Source organism: Amycolatopsis sp. NPDC101161 (genome assembly GCF_044768185.1).
In the GTDB taxonomy this organism is placed as follows: domain Bacteria; phylum Actinomycetota; class Actinomycetes; order Mycobacteriales; family Pseudonocardiaceae; genus Amycolatopsis.
This window is the reverse complement of the sequence record NZ_JBIWPI010000001.1, coordinates 395,401-416,725: the sequence shown is the minus strand read 5'-3', so window position 1 is coordinate 416,725 and position 21,325 is coordinate 395,401. Positions and strand designations below refer to the sequence as shown.

General features: G+C 71.5%; 21 protein-coding genes. 12 read left to right on the top strand and 9 right to left on the bottom strand.

The genetic code is table 11. From position 1 onward, the window contains the following. Position 1: 1 nt before the first annotated feature. Genes ACIRSS_RS02090 through ACIRSS_RS02075 form a run of 4 tightly spaced genes read right to left on the bottom strand, consistent with a single transcriptional unit; the run spans position 2 to position 4,009 of the window. Positions 2-1,204: an amidohydrolase family protein gene (locus ACIRSS_RS02090; protein WP_400889587.1), complete on the bottom strand. Its 1,203-nt coding sequence runs from the start codon at positions 1,202-1,204 to the stop codon at positions 2-4. Next, entirely contained in the window at positions 1,201-2,616 is a 1,416-nt protein-coding gene (locus tag ACIRSS_RS02085; RefSeq protein ID WP_400889585.1) for a sodium:solute symporter, read from the bottom strand. Before ACIRSS_RS02085 ends, ACIRSS_RS02090 begins: the two co-directional genes overlap by 4 nt. After that, complete coding sequence (locus tag ACIRSS_RS02080; protein WP_400889583.1) at positions 2,613-2,810, bottom strand: hypothetical protein; 198 nt, start codon at positions 2,808-2,810, stop codon at positions 2,613-2,615. Before ACIRSS_RS02080 ends, ACIRSS_RS02085 begins: the two co-directional genes overlap by 4 nt. Before the next feature lie 5 nt (positions 2,811-2,815). Then, complete coding sequence (locus tag ACIRSS_RS02075) at positions 2,816-4,009, bottom strand: M20 family metallopeptidase (RefSeq protein WP_400889581.1); 1,194 nt, start codon at positions 4,007-4,009, stop codon at positions 2,816-2,818. A 68-nt stretch (positions 4,010-4,077) separates the two neighbouring features. On the opposite strand from ACIRSS_RS02075, the gene ACIRSS_RS02070 reads away from it, so the two are divergent. After that, a complete protein-coding gene (locus tag ACIRSS_RS02070) occupies positions 4,078-5,142 on the top strand; it encodes an Lrp/AsnC family transcriptional regulator (RefSeq protein WP_400889579.1) in 1,065 nt (354 codons plus the stop codon). Between the two features lie 650 nt (positions 5,143-5,792). Here the strand turns inward: ACIRSS_RS02070 and ACIRSS_RS02065 are convergent. The 4 genes from ACIRSS_RS02065 to ACIRSS_RS02050 form a co-directional block, all read right to left on the bottom strand. Continuing rightward, on the bottom strand, positions 5,793-6,704 hold the full coding sequence (locus tag ACIRSS_RS02065; RefSeq protein ID WP_400889577.1) for an SCO0930 family lipoprotein: 912 nt from the start codon (positions 6,702-6,704) through the stop codon (positions 5,793-5,795). A gap of 43 nt (positions 6,705-6,747) precedes the next feature. Beyond that, complete coding sequence (locus ACIRSS_RS02060; RefSeq protein WP_400889575.1) at positions 6,748-8,196, bottom strand: DUF1996 domain-containing protein; 1,449 nt, start codon at positions 8,194-8,196, stop codon at positions 6,748-6,750. A 323-nt stretch (positions 8,197-8,519) separates the two neighbouring features. Next, positions 8,520-9,311 carry a zf-HC2 domain-containing protein gene (locus ACIRSS_RS02055; RefSeq protein WP_400889573.1) on the bottom strand — a complete coding sequence of 264 codons (792 nt, stop codon included), beginning with the start codon at positions 9,309-9,311 and terminating at the stop codon, positions 8,520-8,522. A gap of 7 nt (positions 9,312-9,318) precedes the next feature. Then, entirely contained in the window at positions 9,319-9,879 is a 561-nt protein-coding gene (locus ACIRSS_RS02050; RefSeq protein WP_400880671.1) for a sigma-70 family RNA polymerase sigma factor, read from the bottom strand. 264 nt (positions 9,880-10,143) lie between these two features. Between ACIRSS_RS02050 and ACIRSS_RS02045 the strand changes: the two genes are divergently transcribed. From ACIRSS_RS02045 to ACIRSS_RS02025, 5 genes are read left to right on the top strand one after another with little or no spacing between them, the layout of a single operon-like run. Next, a complete protein-coding gene (locus tag ACIRSS_RS02045; RefSeq protein ID WP_400889571.1) occupies positions 10,144-10,710 on the top strand; it encodes a hypothetical protein in 567 nt (188 codons plus the stop codon). Next, positions 10,694-11,485: a DUF4142 domain-containing protein gene (locus tag ACIRSS_RS02040; protein ID WP_400889569.1), complete on the top strand. Its 792-nt coding sequence runs from the start codon at positions 10,694-10,696 to the stop codon at positions 11,483-11,485. The genes ACIRSS_RS02045 and ACIRSS_RS02040 overlap by 17 nt, the downstream gene beginning before the upstream one ends. Then, positions 11,478-12,095, top strand: coding sequence for a ferric reductase-like transmembrane domain-containing protein (locus ACIRSS_RS02035; protein ID WP_400889567.1), 618 nt, complete (start codon positions 11,478-11,480; stop codon positions 12,093-12,095). The genes ACIRSS_RS02040 and ACIRSS_RS02035 overlap by 8 nt, the downstream gene beginning before the upstream one ends. Position 12,096: 1 nt before the next feature. Continuing rightward, the gene (locus ACIRSS_RS02030; protein ID WP_086675010.1) at positions 12,097-12,327 is read left to right on the top strand and encodes a ferredoxin; all 231 of its coding nucleotides are present in this window, start codon (positions 12,097-12,099) and stop codon (positions 12,325-12,327) included. Continuing rightward, positions 12,320-13,759, top strand: coding sequence for an NAD(P)/FAD-dependent oxidoreductase (locus ACIRSS_RS02025; protein WP_400889565.1), 1,440 nt, complete (start codon positions 12,320-12,322; stop codon positions 13,757-13,759). Before ACIRSS_RS02030 ends, ACIRSS_RS02025 begins: the two co-directional genes overlap by 8 nt. Before the next feature lie 424 nt (positions 13,760-14,183). On the opposite strand, the gene ACIRSS_RS02020 is transcribed toward ACIRSS_RS02025, so the two are convergent. Then, entirely contained in the window at positions 14,184-15,518 is a 1,335-nt protein-coding gene (locus tag ACIRSS_RS02020; RefSeq protein WP_400893344.1) for an MFS transporter, read from the bottom strand. Positions 15,519-15,632: 114 nt separating this feature from the next. Here ACIRSS_RS02020 and ACIRSS_RS02015 point away from each other — a divergent pair, with 114 nt between their 5' ends. The 6 genes from ACIRSS_RS02015 to ACIRSS_RS01990 are packed head-to-tail and all read left to right on the top strand — an operon-like array spanning position 15,633 to position 21,277. Beyond that, positions 15,633-16,523 carry a LysR family transcriptional regulator gene (locus ACIRSS_RS02015; RefSeq protein WP_400889563.1) on the top strand — a complete coding sequence of 297 codons (891 nt, stop codon included), beginning with the start codon at positions 15,633-15,635 and terminating at the stop codon, positions 16,521-16,523. 46 nt (positions 16,524-16,569) lie between these two features. Beyond that, positions 16,570-17,013 (top strand): helix-turn-helix transcriptional regulator, encoded by a 444-nt coding sequence (locus ACIRSS_RS02010; protein ID WP_400889561.1) that lies wholly within the window; start codon positions 16,570-16,572, stop codon positions 17,011-17,013. Between the two features lie 10 nt (positions 17,014-17,023). Next, positions 17,024-17,434 (top strand): VOC family protein, encoded by a 411-nt coding sequence (locus ACIRSS_RS02005; protein WP_400889559.1) that lies wholly within the window; start codon positions 17,024-17,026, stop codon positions 17,432-17,434. A 47-nt stretch (positions 17,435-17,481) separates the two neighbouring features. Beyond that, on the top strand, positions 17,482-18,669 hold the full coding sequence (locus ACIRSS_RS02000; RefSeq protein WP_400889557.1) for an MFS transporter: 1,188 nt from the start codon (positions 17,482-17,484) through the stop codon (positions 18,667-18,669). Next, positions 18,654-18,902, top strand: coding sequence for an AraC family transcriptional regulator (locus ACIRSS_RS01995; protein WP_400889555.1), 249 nt, complete (start codon positions 18,654-18,656; stop codon positions 18,900-18,902). Before ACIRSS_RS02000 ends, ACIRSS_RS01995 begins: the two co-directional genes overlap by 16 nt. Further along, positions 18,899-21,277, top strand: a complete 2,379-nt coding sequence (locus ACIRSS_RS01990) for an ATP-binding cassette domain-containing protein (protein WP_400889553.1) — start codon at positions 18,899-18,901, stop codon at positions 21,275-21,277. Before ACIRSS_RS01995 ends, ACIRSS_RS01990 begins: the two co-directional genes overlap by 4 nt. Positions 21,278-21,325: the final 48 nt, after the last annotated feature.

Genomic DNA, 21,325 nt, shown 5'->3' with positions numbered 1-21,325 from the left:
CTCACACCACCCGGACCCCGTCCTTCCAAACCTCCCGGATGTTCCCCGCCAACCCCGGGAAGTCATAAGGATCACCGGCCACCACGACCAAATCCGCCCGCAGCCCGGCCTCCACCCGCCCCAGCTCCCCGTCCAAGCCCATCAACCGCGCAGCGGACGACGTGGCCGCCTCCAGGACGTCCCCCGGCGTCATCCCGCAAGCCGCCATCAAAGCCAGCTCCTCGAGGTTCGTCCCGTGCGGCCCGACCCCGCTGTCCGTCCCCATCGCGATCCGGACCCCCGCCGCATACGCGCGGCGGACCGAATCCCGGTGCACCTCCACCACTTCACGCGCCTTGGCCACCACCGCGGCGGGCAGATCCACCCCCGCGTCCGCCGCGCGCACGACGTTCACCGGGGCGATCAACGTCGGGACCAGCCACGTCCCGTGGCCCAGCATCAGCTCGATCGCCTCGTCGTCCAGGTAGATGCCGTGCTCGATCGAGCGCACCCCCGCGCGGACCGCGTTCTTGATGCCCGCCGCGCCCTGGGCGTGGGCCATCACCGGGCGGCCCTGGGCCGCCGCCTCGGCCACCAGGACCTCCAGCTCCTCCGGCGTGTACTGCGAATGCCGCGGGTCGTCGCGCGGGGACAGCACGCCGCCCGTCGTGCACACCTTCAGCACGTCCGCGCCCGCTCGCAGCAGCGTCCTGGCCACCCGGCGCATCTCGTCGGGGCCGTCGGCCGTCGCGTCCGGGCGGCCCGGGTGCGGGACCAGCAGGGGCACGCACAGACCCGACGGGTTCCAGCTGTCGCCGTGGCCGCCCGTCTGGCTGATCAGCCCGATCGAAATCTGCAGCCGCGGCCCCGGGATCAGGCCGTCGTCCACCGCCTGCTTGATGCCCAGGTCCGCGCCCGACGCGTCACGGACCGTGGTGATGCCCAGGCCGAGCGTCGCCCACAGGTTCCGCGCCGCTTCGTAGAACTGGTAGGAAAACGGCTTCTGCACGCGGGCCAGCAGCCCGATGTCCGACACCGTGACGTGCACGTGGCAGTCGAAGAGCCCCGGCAGCAGCACCGCGCCCGAACAGTCGACGCCCTCGTCGCCGTCGAGGTCCGTGCCGACGTCGACGATCCGGCCGTGCTCGACGACGACGTCGGCCGGCGCCGGGTCCGCGCCCGTGCCGTCGAACACCGAGCCGCCGGTGAAAACCGTGCGCGTCACGCCGCCTCCACGAGAGAAGTCCGTCGCGGCGCCACCACCGCGGCCAGGGCGAGGACGACGACGTTGACGCCGAGCCCGACCAGTCCCACGTTGACCGTGCCGACGAGATGGGTGTCCACAAAGGTCAGCCAGACGACCACCAGCTCGCCCGCGATCAGGCCGGCGAACACCGGTCCCTTGCCGACCGGCACGCGCCGCAGGAAGCCCAGCAGGTTGGCCGGGGCCAGCTGGACCGACCCCGAATAGGTGAGCAACAGCAGGTTGGCCAGCAGGTCCGGCCGGAAGATGCCGAGCACGAGGGCAAGAGTACTCGCGAGCACAACCGTGCCGTGGTTGATCCAGAACTGCTTGCGGCCACTGCGGACGCGGACGATGTTGCGCGCCACCAGTGACGAGATGCCGATCAGGATCCCGGCCGCGGGGACCATCGCGGTGGCCGTCGCGGCGACCACGATGATGCCGGTCACCCAGGGCGGCAACGCGTCTTTCGACAGCGTCAGCAATACGCCGTTCGGGTCACTCTTCTTGGGCACCACGATGATCGCGGCGAACCCCACGATCATCGGCAGCAGCAGGCACAGCTCGTAGATCGGCATCCAGGTGTAGTTGCGCCGCAGCACCTTCGGGTCGCGCGCGGACATCAGCGCCGGCCACGAGTGCGGCAGCGTCATCAGCCCGACGCCGATCGCGCTGACCAGCATGCTCGTCACGAACCACACGTGGTCGTTTGGTCCACTGTGGACGATCAGCTTCTCCGGGTGCAGCTGCTCGATCTTGTGGAACACCCCGCCGATCCCGCCGGCGAAGTGCGTCGGCACGGCGATGATCAGCACCACCAGCGCGACCAGCATGATCCCGTCCTTGAAGTAGGACGTCGCCGCGACGCCGCGCAGCCCGGCCCACAGCACGAACGCGACCACCAGCACGCTGCCGGTGACCATGCTCAGCGTGCCGGACGCGCTGTCGCCGGTGACCAGCCGGACGATCAGGCCGAGCCCGGTGATCTGCAGCTGCAGGTACGGCAGCACGAAGATCACGCCGAGCACCGCCGACAGCGTCCCGAGCGCCCGGCTGGAGTAGCGGTCCTCCAGGAAGTCGCCCTGGGTGAGGTAGCCGCGCTCCTTGCCCATCGTCCAAAGGCGTTTCGCGAGGAAGAACAGCACGACGTAGGCGATCGGCACGTACGGCAGCGCGTACATCGCCGCGACGCCGCCGGAGAACGCGAGGCCGGCCATGCCGAGGAAGGTGAAGGTGGTGAACACCTCGCCCGCCTGCAGGAACCACATGGTGAGCGCGCCGAAGCGGCGGCCGCCGACGGTCCACTCGGCCAGGTCGGCGACGGGCTTGCGCCGGCCGAGGAAGCCGAGGACACCGATCAGGACGATGCCCACGAGGGTGAAGGTGAGGATCACGACTCGTCCTCCCGCCCGCGCATCAGACGCTCCGACAGCAGCAGCGCCGGGGTGAACATGAGGCACCAGAACGCACCCCACACGACCATCCGCGGCAGCCCGAGCCACAGCCCGGTGGTGTTGACGAACGGCAGGAACGGCATCAGGACCAGCGCGACGACCGGGAGCACCGGGGGCCAGTGGTAGCTGCGCACGCCCGTCACCCGGCCAGGAGCCCGAGGCGGCGGACGGCGAGCTCGGCCAGCAACGCGGCGCCGTCGCCGAGGACGCTGTCGTCGAAGCGGGCGCGCGGCGAATGGTTGTCCGGTGCGGACTCCGGGTCCGTCGGGCAGGCGCCGAGGAACAGGTACGCGCCGGGAACGCGGTCGAGCACGCGGGAAAAGTCCTCCGAGCCGGTGATCGGATCGGCCATCTCGGTGAACCGCTCTTCGCCGAAGACGTCACGGATCGTGTCGGCGACGAAGTCGTACGCCGCGGCGTCGTTGACCGTCGCCGGGTACTCCGGCTCGTAGGTGACCTCGATGTCGAGACCGTGCGCCTGGGCGATGCCGCGGCAGACCTGGACGGCGCGCTCCCCCACCCGCGCCGCGACCTCCGGGGAGAACGACCGCAGCGTCGCCTCGAACTTCGCGTCGTCCGGGATGATGTTGCGCCGGGTGCCGGCGTGGAACTGGCCGACGGTGATCACGACCGGGTCGAAGACGTCGAAGGTGCGCGTCACCATCGTCTGCAGGGCGGTCACCATCTCGCAGGCCGCGGGGATCGGGTCACGCGCGTCGTGGGGCGAGGAGCCGTGGCCGCCGTCGCCGAGGACGCGGACTTCGAGGGCGCCCGAGGCCGCCATCAGCGTGCCGGGCCGGGCGGCGAAGTGGCCCTTCGCGTAGGTGGCGGCCGAAACGTGCAGGCCGTAGGCGGCGTCGACGTGCTTGCCGGACGCGGTCAGCACGCCTTCCTCGATCATGTGACCGGCGCCGTCCCAGCCTTCTTCGCCGGGCTGGAACATGAAGACGACGTCTCCGGGGAGTTCTTCGCGGCGGGCGGCGAGCAGGCGGGCCGTACCGACCAGGCCCGCGGTGTGCAGGTCGTGGCCGCAGGCGTGCATGGCGCCGTCGAGGGTCGAGCTGAACTCCTCGCCGCTGGCTTCGGTCACCGGGAGGGCGTCCATGTCGCCGCGCAGGAGCACGGTGCCGCCGGGTTTGCCGCCGCGGAGGACTCCCGTGATCGACGAGAGGTTCTTGCCGAGGCTGATTTCGAGGGGCAGGCCGTCCAGCGCGGCGAGCACCCGCTCCTGGGTGCGCGGGAGGTGCAGGCCGATCTCGGGGATGCGGTGCAGGTCGCGGCGGAGGGCGACCAGGTCGGCGAGGAGGGCGGCGGCGTCCGAACGCAGGGTCATCCGCAGATCATGCAAGTGTCGAGCACAATGGCCGCAGGAATTCCCCGAAACCACCGCTGCGAGTGCCGATGAGCGAAGAATCCGCCATGTTGACCGAGCAGGACCTCAAACTGGTCGACGCGCTGCAGGCGGCGCCGCGGGCGTCGTGGTCGACGCTCGGCCGCGCGCTCGGGCTCGGCGCGGTGACCGTCGCCCGGCACTGGGACACGCTGGTCGAGCGCGGGGACGCGTGGCTCACCGCGTACGTCGGCGGCGAGCTGAGCGCGCGGCTGACCCTGGCGTTCGTCGAGATCGACTGCGTGCCCGGGACCGCGCTGGCCGTCGCGGGCGCGCTGGCCGCGGACCCGCACGTGGTCACCGTCGAGTACGTGGCCGGGCCGTGCGACCTGCTCGTCCACGTCGTCGCGCCGACGCTGCGCGAGCTGGGGGCGCACGTGCAGGACCGGGTGGCGGCGGTGCCCGGGGTGGCGCGGGTGCGGACGGTGCTGTCGCCGCGGATGTTCACCGAGGGCAGCCGGTGGCGGGTGCGGGCGATCTCGCCGGGGCAGCGGGAGGCGTTGTCGGCCAAGCCGGCGAAGAACCGCGCGCCGCTGCGGTTCGACGACGCCGACCGCGCGCTGGTCCTGGCCCTCGGCGTGGACGCGCGGGCGTCGGCGGCGGCGCTGGCGACCGAGCTGGGCGTCGGGGCGACGACGGTCCGGCGCCGGCTGGACGCGTTGCTGGCCCGGGGCGCGATCCGCGTCCGGTGCGAGATCGCGCGGTCGGTGTCGCCGGCGCCGGTCACGGTGACGCTGTGGCTGCGGGTGCCGCCGGACAAGCTGGAGACGACCGCGCGGTCGCTGGCGATGCTGCCGGAGGTGCGGATGTGCGCGGCGCTGACGGGGGCGGCGAACCTGATGCTGGTGGTGTGGCTGCCTTCGCAGCACGAGACGCTGGGTCTGGAGGCGGTGCTGGCGGCGAAGCTGCCGTGGCTGGAGGTGGCTGCCCGAGCGGTGACGCTGCGGAGCGTGAAGCTGATGGGCCGCCTGCTCGACGCGGCGGGGCGCGGGGTGGGCCGGGTGCCGCTGGACTTCTGGGCCGCGGTCCCCGTGCCGGAGCACGGGGACCGCGGCGTAGGCCGGTCCGGGGGATGAGGGGGGTGAGGTGGAGGGAAGCATCCACCGGACCGGGTCTTCGGGGCCGGCTTCGGCGCGCTGTGCTCGAGTGCGGTGCCTTCGGGGCACGGGCTTCGGGACGCTGGCTCCAAGGCTGAGGCCTCAGGGCAGGCTCCGAGGCTGAGACTTCGGACCGTCTGGCTCGGGTGGCAGTTTTCGGCCGCCTCCCGAGGGTGGGCGCCGGGCCGGGAAGTTAGGGAGCGGATCTCATCTGATCGGAGCCGTAGCTCGCGTGGTCGGAGGCGAGTCTCGCCCGGGCTGGAACGGCTCTGACTCGATCGGCTCGGGAGACCCGAGGCTGGACTCGTCGGCGGTGCGGGGAGGAGTTCCGGCTCGGTGGACTCGGGGGGTGAGGTGGAGGGAAGAACGTCCACCGGCCGGAACTCGCGGGGCGGGAACTGCTCCCGCCGTCTTCCTCCTTCGCTGATCCGGCGAACCGGATCGGTGTGGGGTGAGGAATCCCGGCCCGGGGGACATGGGGGGTGAGGTGGAGGGAAGTGTCCACCCGGGCCGGGGCTCGGGGCGCGGGACGGGGGTCCCGCGGTTCTTTCGGGTGGTGCGACCGGCCCGGCGGACTCGGGGGGTGAGGTGGAGGGAAGTGTCCGCCGGGCCGGGGTTCGTGGGGCGGGTCAGTACCCGCCGGTCGCCGCTGCCGGCCGGCGCGACGGGTCCACCTTGCAGCCGTTGGGTTCCATGGCGTACCAGGTGTTCCCGGCGCCGTGGCCGGTCGCCTCGCCGGGCGCGCCGTCCTTGGCGTAGGTGTAGACCGGCCAGCCGCCGACCGTCACCTGCTCGCGGCCGTCGGCTCTCGTGATCCGGCCGACCAGGCCGGTGTCGATGTCCTGGGCGACGGTGATCCGGCCGTCGACGAGCAGCGGTGGCCACGTCTTCGCGCAGCTACCGTCGCAAGTGGACTGTCCGGAGCCCTTGCCGTCCTTGGTGAACAGGTAGAGCGTGCGGCCGGCCTGGTCGGTCAGGACCGGGCCGAGGCCGCCGATTTCGGTGGTGCCGAGGGTGGTCGCGGCAGCCGCCTTGACCTTCTCCCCCGTCGGCGTGATCGCCGCCCAGTCGTCGCTGACGTTCTGGCCGAGCGCGACGCCGGTGCCGGTGTCCTTGGCGTAGGTGTACACGGGCCAGCCGGCGACCGTCACCTGCCGCCGCCCGTCGGGCCGGGTGACCTCGCCGATGAGCTGAACGTCCACACCGGACGCCGTCACCGGGGTGTCGGAGACCACCGGCGGCCACGCCTGCTCGCAGGCGCCGACGCAGGCGGTCCGCGACGGCTTCGCGGAATCCTTGGCGTAGCGGTAAAGCGTGTGGCCCGCCGCGTCGGTGAGGACCGCGCCGAGACCCTCCACTGTGGACGTGCTCAGCTGCGCCGAGCCGGTGGCGGGAGCCGCCTGAACCGTGCTCGCCGAGAGCTGCTGCGCGGCCGGCTGGACCGCACCGGACGTGGCGTACGGGTTGGTCCCGCAGGCCGCGACCAGCGCGAGACCGGCGACGGCGGCCACGGCAGCGGCACTCGGACGAGCACGGTTCATCGGACGTTCTCCCTCCTGGTGTGGAGTGACCGGACGGGTGGAGCTACTCCGCGCAAGCCTTTCCGGAGTTGATGCAGTTGACCAGGCGGCCCATGATCCTGCGGCTCATCACGTTCGCGAAGTCGTCGTGGTCGGACCGCGGGTTGTGCTTCTCCTGGGCGAAGGCGTCCACTTTGTACTGGCCCTTCTGCTGGACGTCCTGCGGGACGTCGTAGACCAGCGTCACCTGCAGCTGCGGCACGTTCTTGAAGCCCTGCGGGCACTTGCCCTGCTGGTTCGCGAACACGATGTGCGTGCGGTGGTTGGCGCTGTCGGTGTTCTTGCCGTCCCAGCAGTTCGGGAAGGCGTGGATGCGCTCGACCTTGCTGCCGGCCGGGCAGATCGGGTAGAGGTCGGTCAGCCGGTCCTCGAACCCGGTGCAGGTCCAGCTCGGCCGGGCGTTGGCCGGGCCGTTGGTGCTCTGCTTGGCGTCGCCGTAGAGGATCTTCAGGCCGAGCGGCATCGCGACGACGTTCTGCGCGCCGCCGCCGATGAACTTCAGCGTCGCGGACTCCGGCTCGATGATCTGGCCGTCGTTGTCGCCGACCTCTTCGTTCGCGCCCTGCGGGCCGCCGAGCTCGGTGGCCGGCGGTGCGGCGGCGGAGCTGCTCTGGTTGTTCTGGCCGCCGTTCTGGTTGTTCTGGCCGCCGTTCTTCCCGCCACGACGGCGGTCCTGGGCCTGCTGCTGGTTCTGCTGGTTCTGGCCGTCCTGCTGCTGGGCACTCTGGTTACCGCCGCGGGCCGCGCCGCCACCGGTGCCACGCTGCTTCTGCTGCTGGCCGTTCTGCTGCTGCGCATTCGGATCCTGCGCGTTCGGGTCCTGCGCCGCGTTCGGGTCCTGCGCGTTCTGGGCGTCCTGCTGGCCCTGACCGGCGTCCTTGGCGGCCTGCGCGTCCTTGGCGCTCTGGTCCTGCTGGACGTCACCGGTCTTGCCCTGCTGGGCCTGCTGGGCCTGCTGGTTCTTGCTCGCCGCGGCCGCGTTGTCTTCGCGGTCGATGCGGATCACCGGCCAGAAGTACGCCGACTTGTCACCGTTCTTGCAGGTGGTGCCGCCGGCGAGGAGGCTCTTGAGGCTCGAGTCGGCGTCGGTGGTCACGTTGCCGACGTAGTCGTGCAGGTGCTGAGCACCGTTCTTGATCCCCGGCTGAGCGATGAAGTTGTCCGGGTTGTGGTGCGCGCCGTCCGCGTTCGTTCCGCAGTTGACGGTGAAGGAACCCTGCGCACCCTTCTTCTGCAAGGCCGCGTTGACGTTGTTGCCGGCGGGAACCTTGTTGATGTCGATGAAGAACGACGGGTCCGCGGGGTCCGCGCTGGCCTCGCCCGTGCGGCCCGCGGTGACCGCGACGGCGAGCGCGCCGACGGCGATCGCCAGGCCGATCGCGCCCATGGCGATCTTGGTACGGCGGGCGACGCGATGCTTGCCCGTCACGGGGGACCGAGAATTCCGGGCCATAGACTAGTTCACCTCGTTCGTTATTCCGGGCACGCCGATTACCGCGGTGGCCCGGGCAAGAACTCCGTTGGTTTGAGGTCGAGATCGCACGGAACCCGGGGGATGCTTGCGGTTCCGGCTGTCGGGATGCATCGGGGGATGCATTGGGGGATACGGACGCCGACGCGGCGAGGTTCAAAAGCGACCAGCCCGTTATCTGTTCGTTATCAAGTGGAACGCAACCGCGCGCCATTGACCCAGGTCAAAGCGGTGCGCGAGAAAAAAGAAGGCGATGAACCGCGGCGAAGACACAGCCGTGGTTCAGACCAGCAGGAGAAAAGGAGTCAGCGCTGCACGACGACGAGCACCGTGCCGTCGTCGCCGCGGACCTCGAAGCGGCTGATCTGCTCCACCGCCAGCGAGGTGGAACCCTGCAGCCGCAACGGGTCCGGCGAGCCGGGGATGCCGAACCCCTTGGGCGGCACCGACCAGCCGGACACGACGCGGTCGTCGCCCGTGGTCGAGATGGCGACCAGCTGGCACTTGAGCGGTCCGACGATCCCGCGCAGCTCGAGGTCGACGCGGCTGCCCCACTCCACCGGGGACACCGTGACGACGGCGCTCACGGCCGACCCGCCGCTGCCGCGGCCGTAGGTCTGGCCGCCGCCGGGCTGGTTCGGCGCGCCGGTGGACGGCGGGGGCACGGACGTCGCCAGGACGCTCGTCGCGGGCGGGGGCTGCTTGCCGGACGGCGCGGCGAGGGAAGCGGGCGGGACGGCATCGGCCGGCTGGACCGCGAGGGTCACCAGCGGGCCCGCGATCACCGCGGCGGCGGCCGCGGCACCGGCGAGGAGGCCGATCCGCTTGCGGCGGCGGCGCTTGACGGCGGCCTCTTCCATCAGGCCGCGCAGCACGCGGGGCCCGGGCGCGAGGGTGCGCGGGCCGGGCGCCGGCATCGGCGGCTCCGGCCAGCTGCGCTTGACCAGGTCGAGGACGTCCGGCAGCTGGTAGAGCTCGATCAGGTCGAGCTGGCAGTGCGGGCAGTTCATCAGGTGGGCTTCGAACTGCGTGCTCTCGGCCTCGCTGAGGACGCCGAGCACGTACGCGGCGACGTCGGTGTGTGCGGACCCGGCCACCCTCACCTCACCCCCGCTCCCGGAGAGCCCGGCGCAGGGCGCGGACGGCGTGGTGGATGCGGGACTTGATGGTGCCCGGGGGCACGCCGAGGGTCGCCGCGACCTCGTTCACGGTGCGATCGCGCAGGTAGGTCTGCTGGATGGCTTCCCGCTGCTCGGGCGAAAGGCCCTGCAGCGCCTCGTAAACGATCATCGCGGCGAGCGTCCGGTCCGATTCGTCGGACACCGCGATCGCGTCGGATTCGATCTCTTCGAGCTCCTGGGGCCGGACACTGCGGCTGCGCCAGCCGTCGATGACGGTCCGCCGGGCGACGGTGAACAGCCACGCGCGCAGCATCTCCGGCTGGCGGTCGAGCTTGTCCGCGTTCCGCCACGCCTTGATCAGGGTCTCCTGCACGACGTCTTCGGCCCACTGCCGGTCGTGGCCGGTCAGCCGCAGCGCGAACGCCATGAGGGACCCGCCGAACTCCTGGTAAAGCGCCTTCGCCAAGTCATCGGAGGCGTCGTTCGGCTCGACAACGACTTCCTGATCTTGAACGGGTCTCAGCGCTCGGGTGTGCCGTCCCACGCGGGACATCCTGGTGCTCCGAAGGGGCTACGTCCAGTACCAAACGGTCCCGAAACTTTTTTGAACCGTTTCCGGACCGTGTCCGTATCCCCTACCGAAGACCCCGACAAAGCGTTGTCCCCCGCAACGCTCCGCATCCACTCCGGACCGATTGTCCACTGTGGATCATTCGCGCGCATTTTCGCCTCACCCCAGGCTACTGCGCGTAGTCATGCCCTCGGAGGAGCAGTGATACGCATTCCCCGTACGGTGGTCCCCGCCGCCGTGTGCCTCACCGCACTCGCCCTGCTCACCGCCTGTACCGCCGGCGCGGCCACCACCTCGGGCGGCTACGCCGCGGGTGGCGGTGCCGGGATGCAGATGCCCGGTATGCAGCAGCAGGCCCCGATGACGATCGCGATGCCGCAACCCATCACGGCCAACCCGAACGACCCGCTGAAGAGCCAGCTCAGGGCCGCGAAGACGTTCGACCTCGGCCTGATGCTCGTCGACGGGACCGGTTACACGCTCTACCGCTACGACCGCGACTCGACCGACCCGTCCCGCTCGAACTGCAACGACGCGTGCGCGACCAAGTGGATCCCGGTCAAGGCCGGCGGCAACCTGGCCCCGATCGACGTCGACCGGTCGCTGATCGGCCAGATCACCCGCGACGACGGCACCCAGCAGGCCACCCTCGCCGGCTGGCCGCTGTACCACTTCACCGGCGACAGCGAACCGGCCGACACGTCCGGCCAGGGCGCTGACCAGGCGTGGTACCCGATCGCGCCGGACGGCAAGAAGATCACGATGACCCAGGACCAGTGGAGGGAAAATGCTTTCGGCCTCTGAGCTCGCGGGGCTGGAGCTCGCTCCGCCGTCCCCGCTCGAGCGGTCACGCCCGCTGGTCCGGATCCTGTTCGTGCTGGTCGCGGTGCTGACGCTGCTCGCGTCGGTGTCCCCGGCCTCGATCGCCCAGACCACCGCGGTCTCGCCCGAAGACGCCGTGCTGCTGACCAAGGTCCGCCAGGCGGGCCTGTGGGAGATGCCCTCGGGCATGATGGCGATGCAGAAGGGCAGCCCGAAGGTCCAGGCCGTCGGCTTCGCGATCATGATGGACCACGGCCGGCTCGACGTCGCGACGCGCGCGCTGTCGCAGAAGCTGAACTCGCCGGTCCCGGACCAGCCCTCGGCCGAACAGATGGGCTGGCTGGCCGAAGAGATGGCGGCGCCCCCCGGGGCGTCGTTCGACAGCGTCTTCGCCAACCGGTTGCGCGCGGCGCACGGCCAGGTCTTCGCGATCCTCGCGCAGCTGCGCGCCGGCACCCGCAACGACGACGTGCGGGCGTTCGCGACCGTCGGCAACCAGGCCGTCATGCGGCACATGACGATGCTCGAGAGCACGGGCATGGTCGACTACACCGCGCTGCCGACGCCGGCCGTCTCCACGACCGCCGCGCCCGTCGGGCAGCCGCTGGGCCTCGACTCGTCCCAGATCGCCGTGGTGGGAGCGCTGTTCCTGCTGGTCGGCGGCGGCCTGTTCTACGTGCTGCGCCAGATCAAGGGCAACCGCGGCCGGGGCTCGCGCCGGCCGGCCACCGTCAGAACCGGGGGCAGCCATGGTTGAGACCTGGCACGACGCGACGATCTTCCTCACGCAGCAGTTCCAGCCCAAGACCGACCCGGCAGCCCGCGGTCTCGCGGCCTTCGCCGCCCGGGCGTCCTACGCGGCGATGATGCTGACGCTCACCTGGGGCGTGCTCACCGCCACCGGCTGGGTGCGGTCGGTCACCGGCCGCAAGGCACTCCGCAGCTCCCACATGGTGCTGGCCACCGCCACGCTGATCTTCGGCGGCATCCACGCACTGGGCTTCTTCTACCTGACGATCCAGCCCTACAGCCTGCAGTACCTGTTCCTCCCCTTCCTGTCGGGCCAGGAGACCCGGCACAGCATCGGCATCGTCGGCTTCGAGGTCATGCTGGCCATCGCGCTCACCGCGGGCCTGCAGCGGTTCACCTCCTACCGCCGCTGGCTGTGGCTGCACCGCTGCGCGTACCCGGCGGTCGCGCTGACCGCGCTGCACGCGTGGTTCGGCTCGATCGCCAACGGCCACCTCGCGGTCGTCTGGCTGGGCGGCATCACGCTGCTCGTCCCGGCGGTCACGACGTCGCTGCTGCGGTTCATGCCCGCGCGGACCCTCGAACGCATCGGACTCGTGGAAGAGCAGGTGGCCTGACATGCCCTTCCGTTTGCCCGGTGGCGGGCCCCGGATCAGCGTCGACAACGACCGGTGCGAGCTCTACGGCATCTGCGCGATGGAGGCCCCGGACGTGTTCGACCTCGGCCAGGACGGCCGCCTGCGCTTCCACACGCGGCTGCTGGACGAAACCACGATTGAACAGGCGAAGATGGCGGCCCGCTGCTGCCCGATGCAGGCGGTCGTGATGAGAGGAGAGCTCGATGGCTGACGGCGACCGGATCGTCATCGTCGGCGCGGGCGTCGCCGGGCTGCGCGCGGCGGAGCGCCTGCGCGAGCAGAAGTTCGACGGCGAGATCGTCCTCATCGGCGACGAGGCGCGGCGCCCCTACCACCGGCCGATGGTCTCCAAGGCGCTGGTGATGGGCACCGAACGGCCCAGCGACGTGGGCCTTTCGCACTACCTGCCGGACCTCGACGTGCACTGGCGCCTCGGCGCCCGGGTCACGCACCTCGACACCACCGAGCGGGTCGTGCACCTGCCCGGCGGCGAGTCCCTCTGGTACGACGGCCTGATCGCCGCGACCGGCGTCTACCCGCGGCACCTGCCCGGGGCCCCGCGGCACGACCCGCGGGTGCGGATCCTGCGCACGGTCGAGGATTCGATGGCCGTGCGGCGCTGCCTGCACGCCAGCAAGAAGCCGGCCGTCGTGATCGGCGCCGGCCTGATCGGCAACGAGTTCGCGGCGAGCATGCGGCACATCGGCCGGGACGTCACGCTGGTCGGGCACGCCAAGGCGCCGCTGCACCGCTTCGGCGACCGCGTCTCGAGCGGCATCGTCGAGGCGCACCACGAGCACCGCGCGAAGCTCGCGATGAAGAGCGAAGTGCGGCACTGGATCAGCACGAAGGACACCGTCGGCCTGCACCTGACGAACAACCAGCTGCTGGTCGCCAGCGTCGTCGTGCTCGCCATCGGCAGCGTCCCGTCGGTCGACTGGATGCGCGGCTCCGGCCTCGACATCAGCGACGGCGTGCTCTGCGACTCGAAGCTGTTCGCCGAGGGCGCTTCCGACGTCGTCATCGCCGGCGACATCGCGCGCTGGCCGAACCTGCGGTTCGACGAGACCCCGCGGCGGGTCGAGCACTGGATCAACGCCGTCGAGTCGGCCCGGCACGCGGCGGACAACCTGCTGATGGGCCAGTCCAGCGCGAAGCCGTTCACCCCGCTCCCCCGCGCGTGGTCGACGCTGTACGACACGCGGCTGCAGATGTGCGGCATGCCGTCGCTGGCCGAGGACACGGTGACCCTGGCCGACGGCATCACCGGCTTCATCCGCGACGGGCGGCTCGTCGGCATCTCCTCGTGGGACAAGCCGCGGGCGATGCTGGACTGGATGGCCGAGCTCGACCGCCGGCTGCCCGCGCCCGACTACGTGCCGGAGCCGGAGCCCGCTCCCGCCCCGGAGGTCGCGGAGGTCCCGACCGTCGACCCGGCGATCGCCGCGCTGGCGGCCGACGTGCCGACGGAGTTCGACAGCGGCTTCGACCACCAGGCTTTCGAGCGCGAGTTCGAGAGCGAGTTCGCCAACGACATCCCCACGACGGCGTTCCCCGCGCTGGCGGCCCCGCCGACCACGGCGTTCGCCGCACAGCCCGGGGCCGCGGCGCCGCCGACCATGGCCATCCCGATGGGGAGGTAGTGAAGCCGGGACGTGGCTGCGCGCGGCGGCCATCGTCCCTTCGCCGGTCACCACGCCCCCTCCGCGGCTGGGCGGTGTGGTGACCGGCCCCCTGCGACAACCGGGGCTCCGCCACCCGGAGCCCCCGAACGAAGAACGTCCCCCTGCCCGCCTCGCGTCCGGAACGGACCGAGCGCCCGGCGGGCCAGGAGAGGGCCATCCCGAGGGAACCCGACGCCCCCGGGGTGGCCTTCTTCCGGCGCACCGGGCGGGGGCCCGGGGTCGAGCGCCGCGGCGGTCTCCGCCGCCACGGCGTGCACGTCCGTACCGGCCTTTCCCGGGGGAAGGGTATGCCGCCGGGAAGGCCGGTACGGGCGAACAGTCGGGTTCGGGGTTGCACCGGCGAAGGCCGTCTCGAGGGAAACGGGAACCCTCGAGGCGGCCTTCACCTCGTCCGCCGCCAGGACTCCCCCACGACCAGCGCGCCGAGCACCAGCACCACCACGCCGACCACGCGCAGCCCGGTGTCCGCGCCTTCGACGAACGCCGTCACGGCGTCGGACCCGCGGCTCGTCGCGGTCATGACCGTGCCGATGACGGCGACGCCGAGCGCGCTGCCGAACTCGCGGGTGGTGGCCTGCAGCCCGGTGCCGACACCCGCCTGCTCGGGCGGCAGGGAACCGGTGATGACCCCCGACAGCGCCGGCAGCGCGAGGGTCACGCCGATCCCGGTGACCACGAGCCAGGCCGCGTAAGCCGCGTACGGCGTCCGGGCGTCGCTTGTGGACAGTCCGAGCAGGCCGCCGCCGACGGACGCGAAGGCGAGCGCGACCGTGGCGTCGAGGCCGATGCGCCGGGTCAGCCGGCCGACGTGACGGCCGCCGAGGATGATCGGGACGGTCAGCGGGACGATGCCGAGCCCGGTGCCCAGCACGCCGAACCCCTTGGCGTACTGGAGGAAAGACGCGTTGACGTAGAACAGCGCGAACATGCCGAAGAAGACCGTCGTCAGGCCGAGGCAGGCACTGCGCAGGCCCGGGATCCGGAACAGCCGCGGGTCCAGCAGCGGGTGTTCGGCCTTCAGCTCCCGGAGGACCCAGGCCGTGAACAGCACGGCGGCGCCGGCGAACCCGGTCACGACGACCACGCTCCCCCAGCCCGCCTCCGGGCCCTGCACGATCCCGACGAGCAGGGCGACCGACGCGCCGACGAGCAGCAGCGCGGCGACGGGGTCGAGCCGGCGGTCGTGCCGCGACGACACCGGGGCGGTCCGCGCGACCAGCGCGGCTTCGGCGAGCGCGATCGGCACCGCGGCGGCGAACAGCCAGCGCCACGACCCGGTCGTCAGGACGAGCCCACCGCCGACGTTGCCGAGGACGCCACCGATGCCGGTCATCGACGCCCAGGTGGCGATCGTCGCGCCCTTCTTCTCCGGCGGGACGGCGTGCAGCAGGACGGCGAGCGAGTTCGGCAGCACCGCGGCCGCCCCGACGCCGGTGAGCGCGCGGCCGGCGAGCAGGAGGACGACGTCCGGGGCCAGCGCCGACAGCAGCGCGCCGGCGGCGAAGAGCCCGAGCCCGGCCAGCAGGACGCCCTTGCGGCCGTACCGGTCGCCCGCGGCGCCGCCGGGGATCACCAGGCAGGCGAACACGATGACGTAGGTGTCGACGATCCAGACCAGCGTGGCCGCCGACGGGTGCAGCTCGCCCGCGGCGAGCATCGGGACGGCGAGGTTGACCGCCGCGACCATGCCGACGACGAGCGCGACGCAGGCGCACATCAGCGTCAGCAGGCCGCCGGTCCGTTGCTTGAGGTGCATGGGACCGACGGTAGGAAGCCGCGGCTGTGGCGCGCCACGCAACTTCGGCAAAGGTGAGTTGCGTACGCTGCAACCATGGCGGACCAGCTGGATCTGAACCTGTTGCGCGTGTTCGACGCGCTGCTGCGGGAAGGCAGCGTGACGGCGGCGGCCGAGCGCCTCCACCTGTCCATCCCGGCGGCGAGCCGCGCGCTGGGCCGGCTGCGGCGGGCGATGGGCGACCCGATCCTGGTGCGGGCCGGGCGCGGGATGGCGCCGACGCCGTTCGCGCTCCGCACGGCACCGCGGGTGCGGTCGCTGCTGGAGGAGGCGGCGTCGCTGGTCAACGCGGACTTCTCGGTCGCGGGTCTGGAGCGCACGTTCACGATCCGCATCAACGACGGCGTGGCGGCGACCTTGGCGACGGCGGCGGTCGAGGCGACGACGGCGGCCGCCCCGGGCGTCACGCTGCGCTTCGTCGCGGAGGGTACCGAGAGCACGGAGGCGCTGCGCGACGGCTCGGTCGACCTCGACATCGGCGCGGGCGACGTCCCGGCGCCGGACATCCGCACGGCGGTGCTGTACCGCGAACGGCTGGTCGGCATCGTCCGCGCGGACAGCCCGCTGGGCCGCGCCCGCCGCCCGACGCTGGCGCAGCTGTGCCGCCACCCGCACGTGTCGGCGTCCCGCCGCGGCCGGGCGCGCGGTCCGCTGGACGACGTCTTGGCGGCGGCGGGCCTGCAGCGCCACGTGGCGGCGGTGGTGCCGACGTCCGCGCTGGCACTGCTGCTGGTGGCCTCGAGCGCGCACGTCGGGCTGGTGCCGGAGCGGCTGGCCGAGCAGCACGGCCCGGCGCTGGGCCTGCGCTGGTTCCCGATCCCGGCGGAGCTGCCGGAGGTCGAGGTGGGCTTGTTCTGGCACGCGCGCCTCGACGCGGACCCGGCCCAGCGCTGGCTGCGCGACACGCTCCGCACAGCGCTGCGCTGACCCGATGCGTGCCGCGGAAGCCGTCCGGTGTGGCACGATCGTCGGCGTGAGCAGCACGTCCGCCTCCGAGCAGTACCTGCGCGACCTCGCGCTGCTGCGTCGCGTCAAGGACCGGATCGACCGGGAGTACGCGCAGCCGCTGGACGTCGAGGCGCTCGCCAAGGGTGCCGGCATGTCCGCCGGGCACCTCAGCCGCCAGTTCCGCAAGGCCTACGGAGAGTCACCGTATTCGTACCTCATGACCCGGCGGATCGAACGCGCGATGGCACTGCTGCGCAAGGGCGAGCTGAGCGTCACCGAGGTCTGCTTCACCGTCGGCTTCTCGTCGCTGGGCACCTTCAGCACCCGGTTCGCCGAGCTGGTCGGCGCGCCGCCGAGCGTCTACCGCGAAGAGCAGGCCCAGGCGACCGTCGGCATGCCGCCGTGCGTGGCCAAACAGGTCACCAGACCGATCAGGAATCGAGAAGCGCGGCCCTCGACGGCCACCTAGGGTGACGACCATGGACGTCACCATTCACTCGAGCTTCCTCCCGCACACCGACCCGGAAGCCTCGCTCGCCTTCTACCGCGACCTGCTCGGCTTCGAGGTCCGGATGAACGTCAAGTACGGCGACATGGCCTGGATCACCGTGGGGCCGCCGAACCAGCCCGACACCGCGATCGTGCTGGCGCCGGCGACCGCGACGCCCGGCCTCACCGACGACGAGCGCCGCACCATCAACGAGATGATGGCCAAGGGCACCTACGCCGGCATCAACCTCGCCACCCGGGACCTCGACGCCCTCTTCGCCAAGCTCGAAGCGGGCAACGCCGAGGTCGTCCAGGAGCCGGTCGAGCAGCCCTACGGCGTCCGCGACTGCTCCTTCCGCGACCCCGCCGGGAACCTCCTGCGCATCCAGGAGCTCCGCTGACCGAGGTCGCGGCCCGGTCCTACCGCCAGGTCCTGCGCGACCGGCGCGTGGCCGGGCTGCTGCTGGGGGACCTGCTGGCCAACGTCGGCACCGGCATGATCATCGTCGCGATGCCCGTGCAGACGCTGTCCCTGCACGGGAACGTCCCGAAGGCGATCGCGATCGGGCTGGTCGAGGCGGCGCCGTTCGTGCTGTCGACCGTCCTCGCGCTGGCCATCGGGCTGGGCCGGGTGCGCGTCCCGCCGCGCACGCTCCTGGTCGCCGACTGCGTGCTGCGGTCGCTCACCTTCACCGCGCTCGGCGTCCTGGCCGTCACCGGGCGGCTCACGCTGCCCGTGCTGATCGCCGGGCTCCTCTTCGGCGCGACGGGCAAGCTGGCCGGGTCGAGCAGCCGCCGCCTGCTGGCGACCGAAGCCGCGGGCGAGGCCGGGCGGTTCTCGGTCAACGGCCTGCTCGGGCTCAACACGACGTTCGCGCTCTACATCGCCGGACCGGTGCTGGGCGGGCTGGTCGTGGCGACGGCGGGCGCGGGCTACGCGCTCTTCTTCGACGCGGGCGGCGCGCTGATCCTGCTCGCGGCCACGGCGGTGTTCGTGCCCCGCGCGGCCGCGGGCCGGGACGCCCTGCGCGAGCCGAAGACGTCCGGCTGGCGGATCCTGCGGCGCCGCCCGGTGGCCGCGCGGCTGCTGGTCGTCGAGTTCTTCTTCAACTTCCTCTACATGCCCATCGAAGTGGCGCTCCCGCTCTACGTGAGCGGGACGCTGCACGCGGGCGCGTCCGGCCTGGGGCTGCTGTGGGGCGCGCTGGGGGTCGGCGCGTTCCTCGGCTCCGCGCTGGTCAACCAGCTGCGGAACCTGCCGCAGCGGCCGCTGCTGGTCGCGATCATCGGCCTGTGGGCGCTGTGCCCCATCGCGCTCGCGTTCGCCGGGAACCTCCCGCTCGCGCTGGTCGTCTTCGGCCTCGGCGGCCTGGTGTACGCGCCGTTCACGCCGGTCGCCTACAGCTTCCTGCAGTCGGGGCTGGCGCCGGGTGAACAACAGCAGGTCGTCACGCTGTGGACGACCGGCGCCACCGTGGCCGCGCCGCTGGGCCTGGCCCTCGGCGGCCCGCTGATCGAACTGGCCGGCAGCACCGGCGGGCTCGTGCTGTCCGGCGTGCTGACCTTGCTGCTGCTCCCGATCGCGGCCCGGGCCGTGCTCACCCGAGAAAGGGAACCGATATGTGTCTCGGCCTGACCGCCGCCGCGCACGAGCACTTCCGCGAACTGGCGCTGCTGCGCCGAGTCCGCGACCGCATCGGCCGCGAAGCGACCCTCGACCTCGAAGCGCTCGCTCGCGAGGCCGGCATGACGACCGAACACCTGACCCACCGGTTCCGCCAGGCCTACGGCGAAACCCCGCACGGCTACCAGCGTGCGGCGCACGCCGGCCGAACCCCCACCTTCGAACGAGTGCTGGAGACCCGATGACCAAGCCCGCGAGGAAGTCCGCGTCGCACGTCGCCGACAGCCACGACCTGATCCGCGTCCACGGCGCCCGCGTGAACAACCTCAAGGATGTCAGCGTCGAGCTGCCGAAGCGGCGGCTGACGGTCTTCACCGGGGTTTCCGGCTCCGGCAAGAGCTCGCTGGTGTTCAGCACGATCGCCGCGGAGTCGCAGCGGCTGATCAACGAGACCTACAGCACCTTCGTGCAGGGGTTCATGCCGACGCTGGCCCGCCCCGACGTCGACGTGCTGGACGGGATCACCACGGCGATCATCGTCGACCAGGAGCGGATGGGCGCCAACCCGCACTCCACGGTCGGCACCGCGACCGACGCGAACGCGATGCTGCGCATCCTGTTCAGCCGGCTCGGGCAGCCGCACATCGGTTCGCCGCAGGCGTTTTCCTTCAACGTCGCCTCGATCAGCGGCGCCGGCGCGGTCACCATCGAAAAGGCCGGGCGCCAGGTCAAGGAGCGCCGCAGCTTCAGCATCACCGGCGGCATGTGCCCGCGCTGCGAGGGCCGCGGCAAGGTCAACGACATCGACCTGACCGCGCTGTTCGACGAGAACAAGTCGCTCAACGAAGGCGCGATCACGATCCCGGGCTACAGCATGGAGGGCTGGTTCGGCCGCATCTTCCGCGGCTCCGGCTTCTTCGACCCGGACAAGCCGATCAAGAAGTTCACCAAGAAGCAGTTCAACGACCTGGTCTACAAGGAACCGACCAAGATCAAGGTCGAGGGCATCAACCTGACGTACTCGGGGCTGGTGCCGGCGATCCAGAAGTCGTTCCTGTCCAAGGACGTCGACGCGATGCAGCCGCACATCCGCGCGTTCGTCGAGCGGGCCGTCACGTTCACGACGTGCCCGGACTGCGACGGCACGCGGCTGTCGGCGGAGGCCCGGTCGTCGAAGATCGACGGGATCAGCATCGCCGACGCGTGCGCGATGCAGATCAGCGACCTCGCCGCGTGGGTCGGGAAACTCGCGGAGCCGACGGTCGCGCCGCTGCTGGACGCGCTGAAGCACACGCTGGACTCGTTCGTCGAGATCGGGCTCGGCTACCTCTCGCTCGACCGTCCATCCGGGACGCTCTCGGGCGGGGAAGCCCAGCGCACCAAGATGATCCGGCACCTGGGGTCGTCGCTCACCGACGTCACCTACGTCTTCGACGAGCCGACGATCGGCCTGCACCCGCACGACATCCAGCGCATGAACGACCTGCTGCTGCAGCTGCGGGACAAGGGCAACACGGTGCTGGTCGTCGAGCACAAGCCGGAGGTGATCGCGATCGCCGACCACGTCGTCGACCTCGGCCCGCACGCCGGTTCCGCCGGCGGCGAGGTCGTCTTCGAGGGCACGGTCGCCGGGCTGCGCAAGAGCAAGACGCTGACCGGGCGGCACCTGGACGACCGGGCGTCGCTGAAGCCGTCGGTGCGCTCGCCGTCGGGGGTGCTGGAGGTGCGCGGCGCTTCGACGCACAACCTGCAGGACGTCGACGTGGACATCCCGCTGGGTGTGCTGGTGGTCGTGACCGGGGTGGCGGGCTCGGGCAAGAGCTCGCTGATCCACGGTTCGGTGTCGGGCGGCGAGGGGGTCGTGACGGTCGACCAGACCGGGATCCGCGGTTCGCGGCGGAGCAACCCGGCGACGTACACGGGGTTGCTGGAGCCGATCCGCAAGGCGTTCGCCAAGGTCAACGGCGTCAAGCCGGCGCTGTTCAGCGCGAACTCCGAAGGCGCGTGCCCGAACTGCAACGGCGCCGGCGTCGTCTACACCGACCTGGGGATCATGGCCGGCACCGCGACGCCGTGCGAGGTGTGCGAGGGCAAGCGGTTCAACGCGGAAGTCCTGGAGTACACCTTCGGCAGCCGGGACATCAGCGAGGTGCTCGGGATGTCGGTGGCCGCGGCGAAGGAGTTCTTCGCGTCCGGTGACGCCGCATTGCCGGCGGCGCACAAGATCCTGACGCACCTGTCCGACGTCGGCCTGGGGTACCTGACGCTCGGCCAGCCGCTGACGACGCTGTCCGGCGGCGAGCGGCAGCGGATCAAGCTGGCGACGCACATGGCGGAGAAGGGCGGGGTGTACGTCCTCGACGAGCCGACGGCGGGCCTGCACCTCGCCGACGTGGAGCAGCTGCTGGGCCTGCTGGACCGGCTGGTGGAGGCGGGCAAGTCGGTGATCGTCATCGAGCACCACCAGGCGGTGATGGCCCACGCGGACTGGATCATCGACCTGGGCCCGGGAGCAGGCCACGACGGCGGCCGGGTGGTGTTCGAGGGAACCCCGGCGGAGCTGGTGAAGGCGAGGAAGAAGACGCTGACCGGCGAGCACCTCGCGGAGTACGTCGGCTGACGCCTCGTGAGTGGGAAACAGGGTTGGAACCCTGTTTCCCACTCACGA

Bases quoted from the DNA above. Each gene is read 5' to 3' on its own strand.
- ACIRSS_RS02075 (WP_400889581.1), bottom strand. From the start codon at position 4,009: ATGACCCTGCGTTCGGACGCCGCCGCCCTCCTCGCCGACCTGGTCGCC.
- ACIRSS_RS01990 (WP_400889553.1), top strand. From the start codon at position 18,899: ATGACCAAGCCCGCGAGGAAGTCCGCGTCGCACGTCGCCGACAGCCAC.
- ACIRSS_RS02040 (WP_400889569.1), top strand. From the start codon at position 10,694: ATGCTTTCGGCCTCTGAGCTCGCGGGGCTGGAGCTCGCTCCGCCGTCC.
- ACIRSS_RS02070 (WP_400889579.1), top strand. From the start codon at position 4,078: ATGAGCGAAGAATCCGCCATGTTGACCGAGCAGGACCTCAAACTGGTC.
- ACIRSS_RS02065 (WP_400889577.1), bottom strand. From the start codon at position 6,704: ATGAACCGTGCTCGTCCGAGTGCCGCTGCCGTGGCCGCCGTCGCCGGT.
- ACIRSS_RS02020 (WP_400893344.1), bottom strand. From the start codon at position 15,518: ATGTGCGCCTGCGTCGCGCTCGTCGTCGGCATGGTCGCGGCGGTCAAC.
- ACIRSS_RS02015 (WP_400889563.1), top strand. From the start codon at position 15,633: ATGGCGGACCAGCTGGATCTGAACCTGTTGCGCGTGTTCGACGCGCTG.
- ACIRSS_RS02030 (WP_086675010.1), top strand. From the start codon at position 12,097: ATGCCCTTCCGTTTGCCCGGTGGCGGGCCCCGGATCAGCGTCGACAAC.
- ACIRSS_RS02060 (WP_400889575.1), bottom strand. From the start codon at position 8,196: ATGGCCCGGAATTCTCGGTCCCCCGTGACGGGCAAGCATCGCGTCGCC.
- ACIRSS_RS02005 (WP_400889559.1), top strand. From the start codon at position 17,024: ATGGACGTCACCATTCACTCGAGCTTCCTCCCGCACACCGACCCGGAA.
- ACIRSS_RS02025 (WP_400889565.1), top strand. From the start codon at position 12,320: ATGGCTGACGGCGACCGGATCGTCATCGTCGGCGCGGGCGTCGCCGGG.
- ACIRSS_RS02035 (WP_400889567.1), top strand. From the start codon at position 11,478: ATGGTTGAGACCTGGCACGACGCGACGATCTTCCTCACGCAGCAGTTC.
- ACIRSS_RS01995 (WP_400889555.1), top strand. From the start codon at position 18,654: ATGTGTCTCGGCCTGACCGCCGCCGCGCACGAGCACTTCCGCGAACTG.